Origin of the sequence: Chamaesiphon sp. VAR_48_metabat_403 (assembly GCF_031422475.1) — a bacterium.
Lineage (GTDB): Bacteria > Cyanobacteriota > Cyanobacteriia > Cyanobacteriales > Chamaesiphonaceae > Chamaesiphon.
In genome coordinates, this window is sequence record NZ_JANPLS010000453.1 from 30,276 (window position 1) to 46,086 (window position 15,811).

10 protein-coding genes are annotated in these 15,811 nt (G+C 45.0%); 6 read left to right on the forward strand and 4 right to left on the reverse strand.

Annotation, left to right across the window (positions count from 1 at the left end; translation table 11 throughout):
* Positions 1–44 precede the first annotated feature (44 nt).
* Positions 45–938, forward strand: a complete 894-nt coding sequence (locus tag RMO79_RS21850; protein WP_310485373.1) for an alpha/beta fold hydrolase — start codon at positions 45–47, stop codon at positions 936–938.
* A 154-nt stretch (positions 939–1,092) separates the two neighbouring features.
* Here the strand turns inward: RMO79_RS21850 and RMO79_RS21855 are convergent, their stop codons facing one another.
* The 3 genes from RMO79_RS21855 to RMO79_RS21865 form a co-directional block, all read right to left on the reverse strand.
* The gene (locus RMO79_RS21855; protein WP_310485374.1) at positions 1,093–2,667 is read right to left on the reverse strand and encodes a serine/threonine-protein kinase; all 1,575 of its coding nucleotides are present in this window, start codon (positions 2,665–2,667) and stop codon (positions 1,093–1,095) included.
* A 25-nt stretch (positions 2,668–2,692) separates the two neighbouring features.
* Positions 2,693–4,567, reverse strand: a complete 1,875-nt coding sequence (locus RMO79_RS21860; protein WP_310485375.1) for a protein kinase domain-containing protein — start codon at positions 4,565–4,567, stop codon at positions 2,693–2,695.
* 228 nt (positions 4,568–4,795) lie between these two features.
* Positions 4,796–5,959, reverse strand: a complete 1,164-nt coding sequence (locus RMO79_RS21865; protein ID WP_310485376.1) for a response regulator — start codon at positions 5,957–5,959, stop codon at positions 4,796–4,798.
* Between the two features lie 284 nt (positions 5,960–6,243).
* On the opposite strand from RMO79_RS21865, the gene RMO79_RS21870 reads away from it, so the two are divergent.
* On the forward strand, positions 6,244–9,813 hold the full coding sequence (locus tag RMO79_RS21870) for a GAF domain-containing protein (RefSeq protein ID WP_310485377.1): 3,570 nt from the start codon (positions 6,244–6,246) through the stop codon (positions 9,811–9,813).
* Positions 9,814–9,929: 116 nt separating this feature from the next.
* On the opposite strand, the gene RMO79_RS21875 is transcribed toward RMO79_RS21870, so the two are convergent.
* Positions 9,930–10,085, reverse strand: a complete 156-nt coding sequence (locus RMO79_RS21875; RefSeq protein ID WP_310485378.1) for a hypothetical protein — start codon at positions 10,083–10,085, stop codon at positions 9,930–9,932.
* A gap of 240 nt (positions 10,086–10,325) precedes the next feature.
* Between RMO79_RS21875 and RMO79_RS21880 the strand changes: the two genes are divergently transcribed.
* The 4 genes from RMO79_RS21880 to RMO79_RS21895 all read left to right on the forward strand — a co-directional run.
* The gene (locus RMO79_RS21880) at positions 10,326–12,236 is read left to right on the forward strand and encodes an iron-containing redox enzyme family protein (RefSeq protein ID WP_310485380.1); all 1,911 of its coding nucleotides are present in this window, start codon (positions 10,326–10,328) and stop codon (positions 12,234–12,236) included.
* Between the two features lie 37 nt (positions 12,237–12,273).
* Entirely contained in the window at positions 12,274–13,431 is a 1,158-nt protein-coding gene (locus tag RMO79_RS21885) for an aminotransferase class V-fold PLP-dependent enzyme (RefSeq protein WP_310485381.1), read from the forward strand.
* Between the two features lie 46 nt (positions 13,432–13,477).
* Positions 13,478–14,563: a methyltransferase gene (locus tag RMO79_RS21890; protein ID WP_310485382.1), complete on the forward strand. Its 1,086-nt coding sequence runs from the start codon at positions 13,478–13,480 to the stop codon at positions 14,561–14,563.
* A 479-nt stretch (positions 14,564–15,042) separates the two neighbouring features.
* Positions 15,043–15,811: serine/threonine-protein kinase (locus RMO79_RS21895; RefSeq protein ID WP_310485383.1), on the forward strand; the 769-nt coding region annotated here is incomplete at its 3' end.

The window sequence follows — 15,811 nt, forward strand, 5'->3', positions numbered from 1 at the left end:
ATTTTATAGAGCTGTTAATCCAAAATCCAAAATCCAAAATCGATATGACTGCGATCGCTACACCGACTGCAAATACTACCTGGATGTGGCGCGGACATCAGATTAATTATCAGACTGCTGGCGATACAGGCGCGCCTGTGCTACTAATTCACGGCTTTGGAGCTTCCGTCGGACATTGGCGCAAAAATATTCCGGTATTAGCCGAGAATTGTCGATGTTATGCGATCGATTTAATCGGCTTTGGGGCTTCGGCAAAACCAACACCAGGAGCCGAAATTGAGTATACCTTTGAAACCTGGGCGGCGCAGGTAGTCGATTTTTGTCGAGAAATAATTGGCACTCCGACAATTCTAGTCGGTAATTCGATCGGTTGTATCGTCGCGCTGCAAGCTGCTGTTACCAATCCAGAATTTGTTACGGGTGTTGCCTTACTCAATTGTTCGTTGCGACTATTACACGATCGCAAACTGGCTCAAATGCCCTTGTATCGTCGCTGGGGCGCACCAGTTCTCCAGTCTATCCTCACTATACCAGCGATCGGTAATTTCTTTTTCAAGCAATTAGCCCAGCGCAAAGTCGTGCGGAATATTCTCTTGCAAGCCTACCATCGCCCTGAAGCAGTCAGCGAAGAATTAATTGATATCTTGATGGCTCCAGCCGCCGATGCAGGCGCAGCAGATGTTTTCTTGAAGTTTACTGCTTATTCTTGGGGGCCATTACCAGAAGATTTATTACCCCAATTATCATGCCCTGCGATCGCGATTTGGGGTGCTGCCGATCCGTGGGAACCGATTGCTTTAGGGCGCGAATTAATGGATGTGTCTACGATTGATGAATTTATTGAACTCCCTGATGTCGGTCATTGTCCTCAAGATGAAGCTCCCGAATTAGTCAATCCCGTGTTGAGTAATTGGATTGGTAAATTAATTGAGAATTGAGAATTGCGGCTCGCTCTGCGGAGAGTGGAGGAGCATAGAAGCGAGACAAGACAGATAATTGTGTTTTTGGGCGTTTCATTAATTGCTTATGCAAAGCGGTAATTGACGAAGCTCGGTTAAGCTAGATTAGAAATTGCGAGGAAAGAATATAGCTCTAATTAGGCACAGCTCCGTTCCCAAATTCTTCGCTGACTGCTAACCGATCTAATGCTTCGCGATAGAGTTGTTGGCGGCGCAAGGCTCGATCGAGAAATATACTCAATTCGCTCGCCAACCACTGATTTTCGGGTAGATTTAATAGTAAGGCTAATGCATACTGACGATTATCTAGATCTATTTTAACTCGATCGAGTGGAGTATGGTCTATAAGCCATTTAATTAGTGGTATAAAGGTAGCTTGATTGTGAAAAAAACTGCCTAAAAATTGAGTGAGTGGCAATAAGATACTGGGCTTACCAAAGATCGTAATTCTCACGCGCTGTCGATCGAATGGTAAAACCGATATGCGGTTATTTGTAGAAATTTTGATGTTTTGAATACTATCGGTAACGTTATAAATTAAGTTGCCAAACAACCACCGCTTGAGTTGAAAGCGGTTGCCAGATATTTCTAGTTGAACTCGCGAGTAGTTACCATAAATCGCATATTTACACATCCACAGTGACGAAATTGTATACGAGCATCCAACGATAATAAATAAACACAATCGCAATGGTTCGATCGAGAATGATAAGGTGGTAATAAAATAAATTGCCACGGCGAGGATAAAATTCATCATTGTTGCTAGCAATGATAATTGCTGAGAGCGAGCAGTCCTAAATTTTACGGCGGGAATACTAATAGTTAATACTGTTTCATCGGCAATGAGTCGAATCGGACTGTCTTTGGGCTTACGCGGACGATTATTAGCAATTGAAGGCGGAAGTTTCTGCAATCCTTGAAGTACGGCTAGAGCTTCGATCGCAGTTGTAAATCTTTGTTCGACTGTCGGTTCGAGCATTCGATCGAGCCAATCGGCGAATTTATTGGGTAATTTCAGGGTCGATCTAAAGTTGATTTTTAACTGTTTATGTGGTAAACAACTCGGATCGGCTCGCGTTAATAAAAATAATAATGTTGTGGCTAATCCATATAAATCGGTGCTTAAAAATGCCTGCCCGCGAAACTGTTCGGGAGCCATATAACCGTAAGTACCGACTACCGTGCTGCCACCAGTTACGGTTTGATGATATGTATCTTGTACCGCTCCAAAATCGACGAGCGAAATTTTACCTTCGACACTTTTAATCAGGTTTTGGGGCTTAATATCGCGATGAATGACTGGCGGTGCGAGTCGATGCAGGTAGTTAAGAATTTCGAGGACTTGGGCGGCAATATATTCGACTTCTTTTACTTCTGGTTCCCAACCGCGCTCTATTAATGTCGATAATGGCGTACCTGGAGCTAAAGATTGAACGATATAAAACTCTCGATCGCGTTCGGTATCGATTTGGAAGTAGTCTAAATATTGGGGAATAGCCGGATGGTTTAATTGGGCGAGGATCTTGGCTTCACGCTCGAATAGTTCGATCGCTTTCCAGTCTTGCGCGCGCCGCAAAGACATGACTTTAATCGCGACAGTTACATCGGTTTCGATATCTTTGGCAGCATAAGTAGTGGCAATTCCACCTTGTCCTAGTATATGGAGGATTTGATAGCGATCGTTTAAAACTTGTTCGGATTGATGCATTTCACTTTACTGCCTTAACTATAATTTATTTGGATTGAGGATATGCATCAAAATTAATATCTGTAATATCGAACAATAATAATAAATTGGCGGGTGTTGTTCTGTCAGTAATATCTTGTGGATAATAAAGACGATACTTCGATCTAATTAGAGATGGGATCGCTGTCGATCTATCTTGTGTATCGGCATATCGATAACCTTCATTATTCAGACGACATGTTGTGTTTGATTTTGCTCCAGCACTAGCTAAATAAACAACCGATTGCTTTGAAATAGAATCATTAGCAGCATTAATACTATTAATATAGCTAGATAGCCTGGGAGCATATGGCATTAAATTACGAACGATCGCTGTATGTAATGGCGTACAACCGAAACTATCTTTGATATTTGGATCGACACCTCGATCGAGTAATAATTTAACTATTTCACCATCTTGATGAACGCTGGCTAAATGTAAAAATGATAATCTATTTTCATCTGGATAAATTCGATCGATCTTGACACCTCGATCGATTAGAACCTTGAGTACCGCAATTCTATTTTTAACGATCGCATAATAAGCAATATTATTGATAGAGGTATTACTTATTATCTCTTCCTCATGTCTCAACCGTTCTTCGTTTTCCTGCTTTAATTTGCCTCTGTTTGCAACATACCCTTTGTCGAGCATTTCTTCTGCGATTTTTTTGCTTTCGCGGATACTTTTTAATTTGTCTTCTTGTTGTTGGATGAGGTTAGCTGAATCGCTAATATCTGCGCCACGATCGATTAAAAATACAACTACATCTGGCAGATCGTTTTGGATTGCATGATACATCAGCGATCGACGATTTATATCGAGAGTATTGACATTGAAGCCGCGATCTAGATAATATTTTAGCCGATCGACACTCGGACGTTCTGACATGGCTTTAAATGGCTCGTTAGATATAAAGCCAGCCATGCTTAATAAGGTGTATTTAGATCGATCTAGCGTCCAAAAGATCGCTGCTAACACCATCAACCCAGTCATACCAATTAAGGTGCGATCGAGCGTACTAAATTTTGGTTTAGATTTAGATTTAGGTGGAGTTTTCAGAACTTCTAAAGCCTTAGTCGAAGAGCTAAATCTACTGCCGACATCTGGCTCTAGCATCCGCTCTAACCAGTCGGCAAAACTACTCGATACTTGCAACCTGTCGCGAAAATTTAAGCGCAAACCATCTTGCGGAATTTCGGCTGGCGATCGATGCGTCAGGAGATGTAAAATAGTCGCACCTAAGCCATATAAATCCGTCGCTGGTACGGCTTGCCCGCGAAATTGTTCGGGAGCCATATAACCGTAAGTACCGACGACTGTACTGCCTCTGAGGAAGGTATCATGATAGGTTTGTTGTACGGCTCCAAAATCGACGAGGAAGATTTTGCCATCCTCGGTTTTAATAATATTACTCGGCTTGAGATCGCGATGGACGATCGGTGGATAATGACGGTGGAGATAAATTAAGATTTCGAGAATTTGAATGGCAATAGTTTTAACTTCGGCTTCACTTACCCGCCAACCAGAGCGCATCCATTCTAAAAGGTTTTTACCCGGTGCTAATTCTTGAACGATATAAAAATACCGATCGCCATTGAGATCTGTGGTAAAGTAATCGAGATATTTAGGAATGCCATCGCGATCGAGCGTACTAAGAATTTTAGCTTCACGCTCGAATAGTTCGATCGCTTTCCAGTCATCGATCTGATGTAAAGATAAAGCTTTAAGTGCGACAAGTTGCTGATTTTTAGTGTCGAGCGCGCGGTAAGTTACACCGCTACCTCCTTCACCTAAAATGTCCAGAATACTATAGCATAAAGCTTCAGGTGTATCGCTGCGGGCGATAACTTGAGATGGATAGGTACTAGATGATTTCACGATCGCTTGTTTAGTGAATAGTGGATAGTGGATAGTTCTAGTAATTAGGACTAAGTTTTGAGCCTAGTTTCGTTCACGGAGTGTCTCCTCCGGAGAATCGTTTATTACATACTGGTGCAAGATCCGAATAAATATACTCGCTATTTTTACTATCCACTGTCTTAAAAAGGTGCTTGACTTAGGCACAGCCAAAGAACGCATAATTCACTATCCACTATCCACTATCCACTAAATTTGTTTGAACGTAGGTACGGCTAAATATGTATCAATTTCAGATAAGCTATTTGTGGCTAGTGGTAAAGTCAGGTAAAAAGTTGCGGATTCGCCAACGCTACCAGACATCAAAAAGATTCCATCATAAATCTCAACAATTTTCTTGACAATTTTCAAACCTATTTCTAATTCTTTGTCTTCATCATCTGATGAATTGAATTCAATTAATCTAGACATTTCTAGGTCTAAATCCATCGAATTCGCCGCCTTATTCGTGTGAATCGACAAGGATATATGAAAAGAGTTGTCCATGACTTCACCATGAATTTTTACGTGAGAATCTACCGAGATACATTCGATTAATTCAGTAGCAATCCAATTAAAATGTTCTGAATTAACTGCCAATTGTGCATCTTCAATCTCACAAACTACGTCAGTTTTAGATAATCCAGCAAATTTAGTTGCTAAGATTCGATTGAAAACTGGCTTAGGAATCAAAGTTTCAGGACGATTAGTTTCTGGTGTTTCTAGCGTTAGTTGTAAGTAGAACCAAAATTTCTCTGTCAATCGCCGTAATTGCCGCACAGCGATATCGCTAGATTCTAAAATTACCAGGGTAGTCGGACTAATCGTTTCGATCCGATCGGTTAGGTGCTTGATATTCTCTGAAATAATATTTAATGGTGCATTAAATTCAGCCGGAAAACCAATTGCTAGATCTAACCGAATCTCATTTAAATTATTAGCTAAAGAATGAATATTATTGCGCTGAAGCTTAGAAAAAGATTGAATGCGATCGTGCTGTTTCTTAATCCGTAACATTGAGTTGACTCGCGCCCGCAATTCTAAGCCATTTACAGGCTTATGAATGAAATCGTCGGCACCTGCGGCTAGACACCGTGCTAAGTCTTCTTTGCCAGATAAAGCTGTCACCATCACAATCGGGACGCCTTGCCATTGCGACATCAGCTTAATTCGCCGACACGCCTCAAAGCCATTAATACCGGGCATCATCACATCCAGCAAAATTAAATCGGGGTTGAATTTATCCAAGCACTCGATCGCATTTTCACCACAGTTGGCATAATGTAGCCTGTAGCTTTCACTAGGCAGCAGTGTCTCAATCACATCAAAGTTATCTGGTTCGTCATCAACAACAAGGATCGAATAGCTGCTCATCTGAATTTGCTCCCTATATATCCTCTAGAATGCCCATTTTTTCGATCGAGTTAACAGGAGGAGATGGGAGATGGGAGATGGGAGATGGGAGATGGGAGATGGGAGTTCGGAGACGGGGAGACTGGGAGATGGGGAGACGGGGAGACGGGAGACGGGGAGACGGGGAGAATAGATTTTTAATCCTTCTTACTTCTTACTCCTTACTTCTTACTTCTTACTCTCATCTCCCTTAATTTTCAGTCCGATCGAGGGCATTATAGAAACAGCAGATCTTCACCAAACAAATGCTCGACTCTGTTTCATTCCTTAGCAAGTCCGAACCGAGTGATGCGATTTTTCGCAATCCCATTATTGTAACCCCCGACACGAGCGCGATTTCGGCGATCGCACTGATGAACGATATTGACGTGGCGGGTTTGTCTTCAACCGCTGCGAGTCAATTAGTAAGATTACAAATCCAGGCGTGCGCCAGTTGTGTGGCAATTGTCGATCGAGAACACTACATTGGCTTACTAACCGCAGGCGATGTGGTGCGGCTTTGTGCCACACGGCGAGATCTTGACAAGCTAACGATCGAGGAGGCGATCGGTGCCAATTCAGTGACGCTCAGACTAGCGGCTTTTACAGATCTATCGATCGCGATCGATCTCGTCCAAAGTCATTCTCTGAGCCATTTACCAGTCGTTGACGATCGCGATCGCTTAGTCGGAATATTAACATCCGAATTGCTTCAATATCGAGTGGCGGAAACATTAGCATCCCAATTGGAGCAATCTGAAGCCGAAAAAGCCGAACTCCTAGAAAATAGCACGTTAGATATTCAAGAATCCGAAACCGAATTAAAAAGACTTTCAGAACGATTGTCACTATCGCTCAAATCGGCAGCAGTCGGCTGTTGGGAATGGGATATTATCAACGATGCTCTAATTTGGGACGATCGTACTTACGAACTATTTGGGATCGATCGTACCTTACCTACGGCAGGCTTAACGCCAACAGCAGCAGAGCATCGCACCTTAACCTACACTAATTGGAGCGCGTGTCTTCACCCCGAAGATCGCCAAGCTGCTGAGGCAAAAATCGGGCAAGTTTTATTCTGCGAGACAGAATTTGAACTAGAATACCGCGTCATCCATCCCGACGGTAACATCAAGTTTATTAAAGTCTATGGTTTAGTCCAACGGGACGATCTCGATCGTCCGTATCGCGCCAACGGGATCCATCTCGATGTCAGTGCAGCCAAACATGATGAGGCGATGCGGCTGCAAACCGAACGCACCATCGCGCAACAAATCGAACGCGAATTTGTGTTGCGAGAAATGACGCAGCGAATTCGGAAATCGCTAGATTTACCGACCATTTTTGAGACAGCAGCCCAAGAAATTCGTCAATTTTTAGCCACAGATCGCGTCGGAATTTTTAAATTTGATGCTGATTTTAACTTCGATCGCGGCGAATTTGTCGCTGAAGCTGTTGGCGATCGATTTGAATCGATTCTGGGTGCAAAAATTCACGATCCGGGCTTTAGCAACAAATTAGCCTGGTTCTACCAACAAGATAAAATTAATGCTGTCGAAGATATCCACGCGGCGGGATTACTCGATTGTGAAGTTCGGGTATTAGCTCAATTTCAAGTCCGGGCAAATTTAGTCGTACCATTATTTAATGGCCCCAACTTATGGGGGTTAGTGTGCATCCATCATTGCGCTGCACCACGCACTTGGCAAGAAAACGAGATTAATTTTATCAAACACATTGCCGAACAAATCGGCATCGCCATTCAACAAGCCACCCTCTATAAAAAAGTTCAATTAGAACTAGAAATTCGCTGGCGAGCCGAAGAAGCGATCGCCCTCAAACTCAGACAGCAGCGGACATTAGGCAGTATCGCCCAACAAATTCGCAATTCATTAAATATTAACGATATTCTCACTACCGCCACCGCGCAAGTCAAAGATTTAATGATGGTCGATCGGGCGATCGTCTGTCAAATTAGCCCGATCGATCTCAAGCTGCGGGCGGTTGCCGAAGTTGTAGCATCTACATACACCCCACTCTTAGATCTGAACTTGTCCCGCGAACCACTAAGTAACCAAGAGATTGAATTTTATCTGCTGGGGCAACCCCGGATCGTGGAAGATGTAGCACAAGATGTCTGGTCGATGAAATGGCCAGAATGGGCGCGGATGGCTGGATCTAAGTCTAAAATTGTCGCCCCAATTTTGCTGCGCTCTAACGATAGTGATACTCAGTACTGGCTCGATCCTAGCGATCGCGTCCAATTATGGGGACTAATTAGCGTCCATACCTGTAGTACCCAGCGAGACTGGCAAGATGCCGAAGCCCAATTACTCCAACAAATTGCCGATCAACTGGCGATCGCCATCCAACAAGCCAGCTTATTCGAGCGGCTACAACAAGAACTCACCGAAAAACAGCAAGCCGAAACCCAATTACTCCAGAGCAACCAAGAACTCGCCCGCGCTACCCGGCTCAAAGATGAGTTTTTAGCCAATATGAGCCACGAACTTCGCACCCCGCTCAATGCCGTGCTGGGGATGTCAGAAGGCTTACACGACGAGATTTTTGGCTCCATCACCGATCGCCAGCGCAGTGCGATCGCCACCATCTCTAAAAGTGGCAAACAGCTTCTATCCCTAATCGAGAATATCCTCGATTTGTCCACGATGGCAGCCAATAACTTCCAGCTCGAAACTACCGATGTCTCTGTTACCAACCTTTGCCACAATAGCCTGCTGCTCGTCAAAGAAATCGCCCTCAAAAAACAACTTAAACTGCGGCTAGAACTCCCCGATTACCTCAAACATGCCAACATTCAGGTAGACGATCGCCGCTTTCGGCAAGTCCTCCACGATTTACTCGGCAATGCCGTCAAATTTACCCCCCAAGGCGGTCGAATTACCCTAGACGTGCGTTTAGTCCAAATTACCACCCCACTGCCAGACGAGCGATTCAAGGGCACAGACCCCGCATTTATCCCCCTACTCGATCGGGCATTCCCGCCGCAACAACCAGCCACCGCCGCAGTGCCCTGGCAAATTGCCTTCTCGGTTATCGATACGGGCATTGGCATTAAACCCGAACATCTGAGTCAACTGTTCCAACCCTTCGTCCAGATCGATAGCAGTCTCAATCGCCAGTATGCCGGGACGGGATTGGGCTTGGCACTAGTCAAGCGGATTGCCGAAATGCACGGGGGTAGCGTTGGTGTTCGCACTCAGGTCGATCTTGGCAGTTGCTTTACAGTCTCGATGCCCTTTTGTCATACTGGCGAACCGTTGGCGTTGGCGTTGGCGAAGCCTCTCGAAGAGAAGCCTCTCGTTCGCGTTGGCGAAGCCTCTGCCTTAGCAGAAGCGTCTCGGAGAGAAGAGAAGCCTCTCGACGCGAGAATCTTGCCCCCCATATTATTGCCCCAATCTCCACCCCCAATCAGCGATGCCCTCCCCTCTAACGTCATCAAACAACACCCCGTCATCCTGATTGCCGAAGATAACCCCGCCAATATGGAAACCATGACAGGCTATTTAGAAAGTCGTGGTTATCGCCCAGTCGAGGCGGAAAATGGAGCGCAAGCGATCGCTCTTGCCCGATCGCACCAGCCGGATATTATTTTAATGGATATTCAGATGCCCGATCTCAATGGCTTTGAGGCGATCGCCCGCCTCCGCCAAATCCCTGAGTGTGCCAACATTCCGATTATTGCCCTGACAGCTTTAGCCTCACCTCCCGATCGTCAGAAATGCCTCGATGCTGGTGCCGATCGCTATCTCACTAAACCTGTCAAGCTCAGTCAACTCGTCGCGACGATCGACACACTAGTAAACGGCAGATAAGCCACCCGGACAAATTTTAATTCGATCGACTCGATAATAAATGTTGTGTCTGTGACGATCGCCACATTAATCTGCGATCCGATCTTTTGTGCATCATCAATAAAGATCGAGTCGATCTATTTCTCGCTCAATTTTGGAGCTAAACTATTCTTTGTGACAATTGCTACATTAATTTTTAACCCGATCGTTTTAGCACTATCTAAATATTGCAATTGAGTAATTCTAACCAAATATATATCCATACACATATATGTCCAATCGAATGATGGCATACATTTTATACACGCATCTCTCGATTGAATATTTAGACTAAAGTTTGCAAAGCTCTTTTCTGCGAAAGGTTCTAGATTTATAGGTCGAGCCTTGAATTAAACTTTATTAACTACAAAATTCCGTATGCTGTTGTGCTAAAAACAACAAGTGTATCGAATTGTATATTGCCATGCTAAGATTATCAAAAGTATTTTTACAAATAAATATAAAAATACACACCTAATAATTGGGGATTTATCATGGACAATGCTGAAAACATCTCTACGGTAGAAAAGCAAATCGGTTCATCCAAAAATATCTCCAATGCTGAGATATTGCCCTTGGAAAAGCACCATGCGATCGAGAAGAATGGGCAAATAGGATTCGATGTAGAACGATTGGTACCCAACCAAACTTATATTGAGTGTGGAGTAGAAAAATTAACCGCACTCGCTAACGCCGTTGGATTGGGCGGACAAATCGATCGAATTACCGAGATTTTTCAGAACCTAACCACCTCATGGGGAGATCGTCGAGTCGGCGAAACATCAACCTGGAAATCCGATGTTTCTGACGATTGCGCCCCCTTTGAATTTTCGCTAGCATTAGCACCCGATCGCGCAGAACTGCGAGTCTTAATTGAAGCCCAGGGTACAGCACCAGATCTGTACACCAACTGGCAAGCCGGACTCGAACTCAACCAGTACATCGCCCAGCATTTTAACGTCAGCCTCGATCGCTTCGAGCAGATTGCCGATCTCTACACCCCCACCAATCCAGAAGCCAAATTCTCGATGTGGCACGCAATTTGCTTCTATCCCGACAAACCACCATCCTTCAAACTTTATCTCAACCCTCACGCCCAGGAATCGAGCCGAGCTGCGGCGATCGTCGAAGAATCGCTCGTGCGACTTGGTTTTACCCACGCGTGGCCGACATTAGCCGAAACCGCAGCGCAACGCGGCCCCGATAAAGACGAATTTGCCTACTTTTCACTCGATCTCGCAGCCGATACCCAAGCGCGAGTCAAAGTTTATATCCGCCACCAAGATGCGACCCCAGCCGCGCTCGAATCTGCCCTGAGTGCCGCTCGTAACTATGTACCGGGCGATGCGATCGAATTTTGCCAAGCCATGGCACCAGGTCAAACCTCATTTACTGCCAAGTCAGCAATTTCAGCCTTCTCTTGGGTTGTCGGAGATGATGCTATTCCTTCTAGTAGCACGCTACACTTACCAATTTCTAACTACGCGACAGACGATCGTGCGGTCTGCAATCGGATCGATCTATATTTTATCGAACGTGGGTTGCCTGTCTCCATCTATAACTCAGCGATCGACGCGTTGACTAAACGTAAGTTAGAAGCAGGAGTGGGGATGCATTCTTACACTTCATTACGCAGGGACAAACAGCAAAGACGAGTAACGCTGTACCTCAACCCAGAAGTAAATGCAGTTCGACCTCCACGAAAAATGAATGCGGTACAACCAGCACGATCGTCGCGTTCGCTGGCAGAAATGGTTCATTATTATGAAGAATATACAGTAGCTCATCACCCTTTCTTGCAACGACTACAACGGGAGGCTGTTAATCCAGCACATATTTGGTTGTTATTTATGAATGTGCGTGAGGGTGTTGTGACGCATTTCACGCGCCTACTGGCTAACGTTGTCGGTCGAGTTGATGATGAAAAAATTCGTTGTATTCTGACTAAACAGTTAAATGAAGAACTGGGAAATGGTAACATCAATGCCGTCCACAGAAAACTGTTCGATCGATTGATCGCTGGAATTGATGCTTGGAAAATGGAGTCTTTCACTGAAGAAATGCTCACTCCCGGTCGGGAATACAGCCAAAATTTAGAGGCAATTTATTTCGATTCCAATTGTTATGAAGGAGTCGGTGCTGCAATTTTAATGGAAATTCATGGCAAGCAGTTCGATCTATGCTTGGGACAAGAATTTCGGAAGACAAATATAGAGCTTTCTAAAATTGCTTGGCTGACCATGCATGAAGAAATCGAGATCGATCATGCCGATGAAGCTTTAATTCTCGCTCGTTTTCTTGCTGATTCAGAACTAGGAACGATCGCGGCAAAACAAGGTGCAGAAAAGACTCGGCTCGCGTCATGGCAATTTCTAGACCGATTATACCGACTCTGTTTTTGTTAAACACGATCTTAAATAGCCTTTTATCAGAATAATTGTCATGCAAGGTTTGGATTTTACGCAGCTCCGCCCACATTTTCCGCTGCTCGAAGATCGGAATTATCTAGGGACGCACTCGCTAGGGCCATTACCGCAGGCAGCATTTGTGGATCTGCAAGCGTATACCCAGAGCTTATACATGGGCAGACGGGCTTTACCACTCTGGCTAGAGCGATATGAGGAAATGTTTCATTTAATTGAAACATTACTCAACGCACCAACTGGTTCGATCTCCCTTGCGCCCAGTGCCACTGCGGCTCAAGCGGCGATCGCGGCAACAATCCAACCGACTGTCAATCGCGATCGGATAGTTATTAGCTCGCTAGATTTTCCCTCATGTCGCTATCTGTGGACATCTCAAGCCTTGCGCGGGTTTGAGATTGTCGAAGTCGCCGCCGCTGATGGAATGCAGATCGCCGCTGCCGATGTAGTGGCAAAAATCGACGAGCGAGTAGCAATTGTGGCTGTATCGCTCGTCTCCTACCTCAATAGTGCCCGCCTGGATATCCAACCCATTATTGCAGCGGCGCGTGCGGCTGGCGCGATCGTGGTATTAGATGCCTATCAAGCCATCGGTACCATCCCGATCGATGTCACCGCGCTAGATGCCGATATCGTCGTTGGTGGCACGCACAAGTGGCTCTGTGGGGGTGTCGGGCTGGCATTTGCCTATGTCCGCCCGTCGCTAGCAGAGCGACTCGAACCAATATATCCTGGCTGGTTTGCCCACCTTCAGCCGACAGCATTTGCTGAGACTTTCGTACCTGCTCCGGGTGCGAGACGTTTTCAACAAGGTACGCCATCGATCGAGCCACTTTATACCTCACGGGCGGGATTACAATTTGCGCTAGATGTAGGAATCGATCGCATTCATCAGCGCAATGTCCAGCTAACAACTCATCTGATAAATTGTGCCGATCGCAATGGTATTCCAGTTCACACACCACGATCTCACGAGCAGCGTGGGGGATCGATCTGTTTGGGTGTCGATCGTGCAGAAATTATAGTACAAGAGCTGGCAGAATTAGGCATCGATGTAGATACGCGTTCTAACTTAGGTATCCGAGTTTCCCCCCACCCCTGCAATACAGAAGAAGAGTGTCAGCAATTGATTGAGAGTGTTGTAAAACTTACTCACAGCAGACAAGTTCTCGCCTAATCGAGCAGACTTTGACTATCTACAACAAAATGTATTCTTAAATAACATGACAGACGAAATTCAGCCCATAGCTTCCCAAAATTTTGGCTTTAACTCGATTGGCAATAGTGTTGCCAATGCAGATAAGCTGGAATCGATCGGGAGTAGCTACGCACTTTCGTCTATTTTATTGAGTGCGGTGGAACTGAATGTCTTCGATTGTTTAGTCGATGGAGCTAAAACCTGCGATCGAATTGCTGCTGAGATTCAAGTTGCTCCAGATGCCTTAAAACGTCTGACGATCGCGTTAACTGCGATGGGTCTATTACAATGTGACAGCGAGGGTAAATACCAAAATACATCAGTAGCGACGACATTTTTGACCGAAAAAAGTCCTCAGAGCATGACTAGTTCTTTGCTCTTTCACAAACGTTGTTATGACTTATTTGGCAATCTCACCGCAGTCATCAAAAGTGGCAAACAACAGTTCGCCAAATCTGCTCCTGTCGATAATTACTATTCTGAATTAGCCAAGCAGCCTGAAGAATATTTTATCTTTCTTGAAGCAATGAATCGTTCTAGCGTGGGAATTGGCACCGCGCTAGCTACCAGCGTAGACTTTAGCAAGATCGATCGAGTTATCGATTTAGGCGCGGGTGGAGGACAGATTTCGATCGAATTAGCTCAAGCGGTTCCTCATCTGACACTCACAATGGTCGATCTGCCGATCGCCTGTGACTTCTTGCAACGGCGGATTGACGATCTCAGCCTCGAACATCAGTTAGAGTGTATCCAGGGGAGTATTCTTAACGATCTGAGCCAGCAGCTCGAATTAGCAGATGCGGTGATTTTGTCTGGGATACTAGCCGATTGGGGCGCAACTGAAGGAGTGCAAATTTTACATCATGCTCGCAATTTACTCAAACCAGGTGGGTTATTGCTAGTAAGTGAAACCTTATTCGATGAAACAAAAACAGGTCTGATGCAACCTGCAATCCTGTCTCTATGCATGTTATTAGCGATGCAAGGTGACAATTTTACCCCGTCTGAGATCGCATCTATTCTGGATCGATCGGGATTTGTAGATGTGAGATTTTGTTTCAAGCAGGAAACTGGGGTACGCGATCTAATTATCGCTCAAAAACCTTTGTAGAGTCTTCGTCCCCCTTTATAAGGCTACCGCGTACCGACAAGTTATTTGAGTTGCTGCGTAATCCCTTTACCCCACCCCAGCCCTCCCCTTTATAAGGGGAGGGAGCCAGGAATTGTCCCCCCTTATAAAGCTACCGTGTATACACAAGTTTAGCTGGCTTCGTTTCTAGCTTACTTGCCCCCTAAATCCCCCAATTCTGGGGGACTTTCTAGAGACGAGCTTCCCCCAGAATTGGGGGTTGGGGGGCACACAAACTGAGATTTGACTGAGGCTTCAGACTTGTGTATACACGGTAGCCTTATAAAGGGGGGTAGAGCAATAGCGAAAACGAAGCTAATTTCTACTTGTTTATACACGTTAGCCTTAGATGATCTAGATTACAGCTAGTCCGCAAATCGGCTCGTATGATGTGGATATAAAGCGGCTAATCGCTTAACTTGAGCCATCTTGAGTGTCGTTATACATTGGGGACTAAGATCGTGAAGGCAATCGTCTATTTACCTGGATACAGCATCACTGACGAAATTTATGTAGGGAATCGTACCTCGATCTATCGGGGCGTGAGAGATCGCGACCTCTATCCAGTCACGATCGAAATCTTACGCAATCCCTTCCCTAGTTTTAACGAACTGCTCCAATTGCGCCACCAATACGAAATTGGTAAAAACTTCGATCTGCCCAATCTGATTAAAACGCTAGCATTGGTACCGTATCAAAATTCCTACGCTCTGATTCTAGAGGATTTTGGCGGTATTTCATTAAAATCTTTTTTACGGCAATCGGGCGCGTTTGGGGAAAGTAACCAAACGCTAACGATCTTCCTGAAAATTGCCATTCAAATCGCCGAAGCATTAGAAGGATTATATCTTCATCGCACGATCCATAAAGATATTAAACCGACTAATATCCTCATTCACCCCGAAACGCACCACGTTAAACTGATTGATTTTAGAATCTCGTCCCTATTACCTAGAGAAACTCAAGAAATTAAACATACCAATTTGCTAGAGGGTACGCTAGCATATATGGCTCCAGAGCAAACCGGACGGATGAACCGGGGAATCGACTACCGGAGCGATTTTTATGCATTAGGGGCGACCTTTTACGAACTATTGACGGGACAATTACCATTTGGTTGCAGCGATCCGATGGACTTGGTACACGCTCATCTTGCCAAAAAACCAACTCCAGTGCGTCAGCTTCAACCCCACACGCCACTGATGATTTCCGAGCTGGTTCGTAAGTTAA

What these genes read in the sequence shown, in the direction of transcription:
- RMO79_RS21885 (WP_310485381.1), top strand. Translation starts at nt 12,274, where the DNA reads ATGCAAGGTTTGGATTTTACGCAGCTCCGCCCACATTTTCCGCTGCTC.
- RMO79_RS21870 (WP_310485377.1), top strand. Translation starts at nt 6,244, where the DNA reads ATGCTCGACTCTGTTTCATTCCTTAGCAAGTCCGAACCGAGTGATGCG.
- RMO79_RS21850 (WP_310485373.1), top strand. Translation starts at nt 45, where the DNA reads ATGACTGCGATCGCTACACCGACTGCAAATACTACCTGGATGTGGCGC.
- RMO79_RS21875 (WP_310485378.1), bottom strand. Translation starts at nt 10,085, where the DNA reads ATGCCATCATTCGATTGGACATATATGTGTATGGATATATATTTGGTT.
- RMO79_RS21890 (WP_310485382.1), top strand. Translation starts at nt 13,478, where the DNA reads ATGACAGACGAAATTCAGCCCATAGCTTCCCAAAATTTTGGCTTTAAC.
- RMO79_RS21865 (WP_310485376.1), bottom strand. Translation starts at nt 5,959, where the DNA reads ATGAGCAGCTATTCGATCCTTGTTGTTGATGACGAACCAGATAACTTT.
- RMO79_RS21880 (WP_310485380.1), top strand. Translation starts at nt 10,326, where the DNA reads ATGGACAATGCTGAAAACATCTCTACGGTAGAAAAGCAAATCGGTTCA.
- RMO79_RS21855 (WP_310485374.1), bottom strand. Translation starts at nt 2,667, where the DNA reads ATGCATCAATCCGAACAAGTTTTAAACGATCGCTATCAAATCCTCCAT.